The sequence below is a fragment of the Streptomyces malaysiensis subsp. samsunensis genome (genome assembly GCF_024519315.1).
Taxonomy (GTDB): Bacteria; Actinomycetota; Actinomycetes; order Streptomycetales; family Streptomycetaceae; genus Streptomyces; species Streptomyces malaysiensis.
On sequence record NZ_JANIIC010000152.1, the window covers coordinates 1 to 5,320 of the forward strand.

2 protein-coding genes are annotated in these 5,320 nt (G+C 70.3%); both read left to right on the plus strand.

Going from position 1 to position 5,320, the window contains the following annotated elements; translation table 11 throughout:
• Positions 1-3,147: SDR family NAD(P)-dependent oxidoreductase (locus NQU54_RS47920; RefSeq protein ID WP_306279861.1), on the plus strand; the 3,147-nt coding region annotated here is incomplete at its 5' end.
• Between the two features lies 1 nt (position 3,148).
• Positions 3,149-5,320: type I polyketide synthase (locus tag NQU54_RS47925; RefSeq protein WP_306279862.1), on the plus strand; the 2,172-nt coding region annotated here is incomplete at its 3' end.

The window sequence follows — 5,320 nt, forward strand, 5'->3', positions numbered from 1 at the left end:
AAGGTGATCCGTGGGGATGCGGGCGTGTTGGACGAGACGGGGTTTACGCAGTGTGGGTTGTTCGCGGTGGAGGTGGCGCTGTTCCGGCTGGTGGAGTCGTGGGGTGTGCGGCCGGATTTCGTAGCGGGGCATTCGATTGGTGAGTTGGTGGCGGCGCATGTGGCGGGTGTGCTGTCGCTTGACGACGCGTGTGTGTTGGTGGCGGCTCGTGGGCGGTTGATGCAGGCGTTGCCGTCGGGGGGAGTGATGGTTTCGGTGCAGGCCGCCGAGGCGGATGTGCTCCCGTTGCTGGCCGGTCGTGAGGCCGAGGTGAGTGTGGCGGCGGTCAATGGTCCGCGCTCGACCGTGATCTCGGGTACTGAGGCGGCGGTGTCCGAGGTTGCCGGGCTTCTGGAGGCCGAGGGCGTCAAGACGAAGCGGCTGCGCGTTTCGCACGCCTTCCATTCACCCTTGATGGAGCCGATGCTGGCCGACTTCCGGCAGGTGGCGGAGGGGCTGTCGTACGCGGCTCCGCGCATTCCCGTCGTATCGAATGTGACGGGCATGGTGGCGGATCCCGAGGTGCTGTGCTCGGCCGAGTACTGGGTACGACACGTCCGTGAGGCCGTGCGGTTCGCGGATGGTGTGCGGAGTCTGGCGGACGCGGGAGTCACCACCTTCCTGGAGCTCGGCTCTGACGAGGTGCTATCCACGATGGGCGAGCAGTGCCTGCCGGACGAGACCGCCGACGTCGCTGCCTTCCTACCTGTCGCGCGATCCGGTCGCGGTGAGGTGGAGACCGCGCTGACGCTCGCCGCCGGGGCCCATGTGCGGGGTGCACGGGTGGACTGGACGGCCGTGCTCGCGGCCACCGCCGGACGACCGGCGCGGCAGGTGGAGTTGCCGACGTACGCCTTCCGACGCAAGCGCTACTGGATTGAGACCGACGTGGCGCCAGGGGCCCATCACGGCACGGCGGACGTCGACGAGGCCGCGGACGCCGACTTCTGGGACGCGGTGGAACGCGAGGACCTGTCGGCGCTGACGGACACGCTGGCCGTCGGGAGCGAGCCTTCGGCGGGTGAGTCGCTGGCGGCGGTGTTGCCGGTCCTGTCGTCGTGGCGGCGTCGTAGCCGTGAGCGGTCGCAGGTCGACGCGTGGCGTTATCGGATCGCCTGGTCGCCGGTCTCGGAGGTGGTAGGCGCGCTGACGGGCACGTGGCTGGTGGCGGTGCCCGCCGGGCTGGCTGATGACGCATGGGTCGCGGACTGCGTGGCGGCCTTGGCCGCGCGAGAGGCGCTGCCTGTGGTCGTCGAGCTGGAGGATGTCGGCGCCGATCGTGAGGCGGTGGGGGCGCGGCTGCGTGACGCCGTGGGTGCGGACCGAGCCGCCGATGTGACGGGTGTGCTGTCGCTGCTGGCGCTGGCGGAGGGGCGGCATGGCGAGTATGCGGCGGTGCCGTTGGGTGTGGCGCTGACGTTGTCCCTGCTCCAGGGGATCGGGGATGCGGGTGTGGGTGGCCGTGTGTGGTGTGTGACGCGGGGTGCGGTGGCGGTCGGCGGTTCGGAGAGTCCGTTGAGCGTGGACCAGGCGGCGGTGTGGGGGCTGGGCCGGGTGGCCGGACTGGAGGCTCCGGAGCGCTGGGGTGGCCTTGTCGACCTGCCGCGGACGCTGGACAGCCGGGCTCTGGAGCGTCTGACCGCCGTCATCAGCGGCGCCACCGGTGAGGACGAGGTGGCGGTACGGCCGTCGGGTGTGTTCGCACGCCGTGTGGTGCGTGCGGTGGCGGGTGCGGAGAGCGGGGAGGCGTGGAAGCCTTCGGGGACCGTGCTGGTGACCGGCGGTACGGGTGCTCTGGGCACCCATGTGGCGCGGTGGCTGGCGCGGGCCGGTGCGGAGCACCTGTTGCTGGTTTCGCGGCGCGGTCCGGCGGCCGAGGGCGTGGACAAGTTGCGGGCGCAGCTGGCGGAGTCGGGTGCTCGGGTGACGGTCGCGGCGTGTGACGTGGGGGACCGTGCGGCGCTGGCCGGGGTGTTGGCCCGGGTGCCGGAGGAGTTCCCGCTGACGGCGGTGGTGCATACGGCGGGTGTCCTCGATGACGGGGTGCTGGACGGACTCTCGGTGGAGCGGTTCCAGGGTGTGCTGCGGGCGAAGTCCGAGGCGGCCTGGCAGCTGCATGAGCTCACGCGCGAGCTGGACCTTTCGGCGTTCGTGCTGTTCTCCTCGTTCTCCGCGACGGTGGGCGGGGCCGGACAGGGCAACTACGCGGCGGCGAACGCCTTCCTGGACGCACTCGCCGAGCGCCGCCGGGCCGAGGGCCTGCCCGCCACCTCCGTGGCCTGGGGGCCGTGGGCCGAAGGTGGCATGGCCACCCAGGACGTGGCCGTCAGCGGCCGTATGGAGCGGTTCGGCCTTCCCGCGATGGAACCCGAGCTGGCCGTCACCGCGATGGCGCGGGCCGTCAACCAGTCCGACGCCTGCCCTGTCATCACCGATATCGACTGGCCGCGGTTCACGGCCGGTGTCGACGGCACCCGGCTCGGCCTACTCTTCGGTGACATCGCCGAGGTCAGGGCGGCACGGCAGGCCGCCGACGCCACCCTCGACGGGCAGGCCGCAGGGACCCTCCGGACGTCGCTCGCCACGACACTCTCGGAACTCCCGGCGCCGGAACGCGAATCCGCCCTGCTCGACCTGGTGCGTACGCATACGGCGGCCGTCCTCGGATACGCCACGCACGAGGGCATCGACGGCGAGCGTGGCTTCTTCGACATGGGGCTCGATTCGCTGACCGCCGTGGAACTGCGCAACCGGCTGAACGCGGCCACCGGGCTGCGGCTCCGGCCGACGGCACTGTTCGACTACGGATCGCCGTCGGCGCTGGCCGGCCACCTCAAGGGGGAGTTGGCCGAGGACGAGGCCGCCCCGGAGAAGTCGCTGCCCGCCGAGATCGACCGACTCGAATCCGTCCTCGCCGGGATGCCGCAGGACGACATCACCCGCACGAAGGCCATCGTCCGGCTCCAGTCGGTGCTGGCCAAGCTGAGCGAACCCCTCGGCGGGGGCGGGAGCGCCGTACGGCACGACGACATCGCCGACGACGACCTGGAAAGCGCATCGGTGGACGAGCTCTTCGACGTCATCGACAGAGAACTCGGAGACGCCTGACATGAACGAGAACCACGCGGTTTCTTCGAGGGGGCAGGACCAAGTGTCAAACGAAGAGAAGCTCGTCGAGTACCTCAAGCGCGTCATGGCCGATCTCCGCCAGACGCAGCGGCGTCTCCGCGATGTCGAGGAGAAGTCCCGGGAGCCGATCGCGATCGTGGCGATGAGCTGCCGGTTCCCCGGCGGTGTGCGGTCGCCTGAGGAGTTCTGGGAGCTGCTCGCCCGTGGTGAGGACGCCGTGAGCGCGTTCCCGGAGGACCGCGGCTGGGACCTGGCGGAGCTCTACGACCCGGACCCCGACCGCTCCGGCACCTCGTACGTCAAGGAGAGCGCGTTCCTCTCCGACGCGGGCGCCTTCGACCCCACCTTCTTCGGGATCTCGCCACGTGAGGCGCTGGCGATGGATCCCCAGCAGCGGCTGCTGCTGGAGACGTCATGGGAGGCCATGGAGCGGGCCGGTATCACCCCGGCGTCGTTGCGCGGCACCAAGGCCGGTGTCTTCGTGGGCACCAACGGTCAGGACTACACCGTCGCGCTGCGGCAGGCCCCGAAGGGCGTCGAGGGCTTCCTGGCCACCAGCGGTGCGGCCAGTGTGATGTCGGGTCGGCTCTCCTACACCTTCGGTTTCGAAGGGCCCGCCGTGACGGTGGACACCGCGTGCTCATCGTCGCTGGTGGCACTGCATCTCGCGGTGCAGTCCCTGAGGCAGGGGGAGTGCACGCTCGCCCTCGCCGGTGGTGTGACCGTGATGTCCACGCCCGGTCTCTTCGTGGAGTTCAGCCGTCAGCGGGGTCTTGCGCCGGACGGTCGGTGCAAGGCGTTCGCGGCGGCCGCGGATGGCACGGGGTGGGGCGAGGGTGTGGGCATGCTCCTGCTGGAGCGGCTGTCGGACGCGCGCCGCAATGGCCACCCGGTGCTGGCGGTGGTACGCGGCTCCGCCGTCAACCAGGACGGCAGCAGCAGTGGGCTGACCGTGCCCAACGGCATCTCGCAGCAGAGGGTGATCCTTCAGGCCCTGGCCAACGCGCGGCTGTCGGCCGTCGAGGTGGACGCGGTCGAGGCGCACGGTACGGGTACCACGCTGGGCGATCCGATCGAGGCACAGGCGCTGCTGGCCACGTACGGGCAGGACCGCGCGGACGGCAGGCCACTGCTGCTGGGGTCGGTGAAGTCGAACATTGGGCACACACAGGCGGCGGCGGGTGTGGCCGGTGTGATGAAGATGGTGCTGGCCATACAACACGGTGCGCTGCCGAAGACGCTGCACGTCGACGAGCCGTCGCCGCACGTGGATTGGTCGGCCGGCGCGGTCCAGCTGCTGGCCGAGAAGGTCGCATGGCCGCAGAGCGATGAGCCGCGCCGGGCCGGTGTGTCGGCCTTCGGCGTCAGCGGCACCAACGCCCATGTCGTCCTCGAACAGGCACCGGTCGGCGATGAGGATGACGCGGCGGACGACGGAGTGGGTGGGGGACACTCTGGGGTGGTGCCGTGGGTGCTGTCGGCCCGCTCCGAGGCGGCTTTGCGGGCACAGGGAGACCGCCTGGCGTCGTACGTGGGGAAGGCGCCCGAGTTGTCGGCTGAGGATGTCGGATGGTCGCTGGCGACGGCTCGTACCGTCTTCGAGCACCGTGCGGTGGTGTTGGCCGGGGAACGGGGCGGCCTGGTCGGTGGGATGGGCGCGTTGGCGGAGGGCCGGAACGTCTCGGGGCTGATCCGGGGGGTGGCCGGTGCTGATGGTCGTGTGGTGTTGGTTTTCCCTGGTCAGGGGTGGCAGTGGGTGGGGATGGCGGCGGGGTTGTTGGAGTCTTCGTCGGTGTTTGCGGAGCGGGTGGGTGAGTGTGCTGCGGCGTTGGCGCCGTTTGTGGAGTGGTCGTTGGTGGATGTGTTGGGTGATGCCGCTGCGTTGGAGCGGGTGGATGTGGTGCAGCCGGTGTTGTGGGCGGTGATGGTGTCGTTGGCGGAGGTGTGGCGTTCGTTTGGGGTGGAGCCTGCTGCTGTTATTGGTCATTCGCAGGGTGAGATTGCGGCGGCGTGTGTGGTGGGTGCGTTGTCGTTGGAGGATGCGGCGCGTGTGGTGGCGTTGCGGAGCAGGGCGTTGCGGGCGTTGTCGGGTCGTGGCGGCATGGTGTCGGTGTCGCTGCCTGTGGGGGACGTTCGGGAGCGGCTTGCGGTG